1 protein-coding gene is annotated in these 739 nt (G+C 54.0%); it reads right to left on the bottom strand.

Features of this window, described 5'->3' with window-relative positions:
- A partial coding sequence (locus AA105894_RS13415) for an autotransporter-associated beta strand repeat-containing protein (protein ID WP_267312203.1) occupies window positions 1–739 on the bottom strand: 739 nt, incomplete at both ends.

Below are 739 nucleotides of genomic sequence, written 5' to 3'. Positions count from 1 at the left end.
TGCAACAGTCGTGTCACCCGTATAGGTGTTGTTACCGGTCAACGTCTGCATGCCACCATTGACCGTCAGACCACCTGCACCCGACATTACGCCAGCATAGATATTGCCAAAGCTGCTATTGGCATTGGTCAGGACAAGCGTGTTGTTCCCAAGCACTGTCGAGCCGCTTCCGTCCAGCGCCTGAATCGAAGGCGAGGTCGCATTTGAAACATCGAAAATACTGTTGTTATGCACACCAGACGACGCCGCAATCGCGCCGCCATTCAAGGCCAGTGTCCCGGAGGAAATTGTCGTCGAGCCGGTGTAGCTATTGAGCCCGGCTAGCGTCGTCGTACCACTACCCGACTGAACCAATGATCCAGTACCGTCGATTACCTGACCGATGTCCATTGCATCGCTATGATTGATGGCAAGAATACCATTATTATGAATGGCGGAGCTGCTGGCGATACGCCCGCTTGTGCCACCATTACCAAGCTGCAGCGTTCCACCATCGATCGTTGTCGCGCCTGTGTAGGTTTGATCCTTCGTGATGATCAGGGTGCCTGCATCCGATTTAATGAGCGAAGTGCCGCCAGAGACATTGCTGTCATTGATGACCGTATCGAGATTGGCCGTAATCGCTGACCCGTTGCTCGTGCCATCACCAACGCGAATGGTTGTCGTACCCGTCGTCGCGTACAGGTCGTCGCCTGTCACCTTGTAGACACCACCATCGTTATTAGCGAACTGCATGCCA

Origin of the sequence: Asaia spathodeae NBRC 105894 (assembly GCF_025994195.1) — a bacterium.
GTDB lineage: Bacteria > Pseudomonadota > Alphaproteobacteria > Acetobacterales > Acetobacteraceae > Asaia > Asaia siamensis.
The sequence above is the reverse complement of the archived record's forward strand: the minus strand, read 5'-3'. Positions and strand labels throughout refer to the sequence as shown.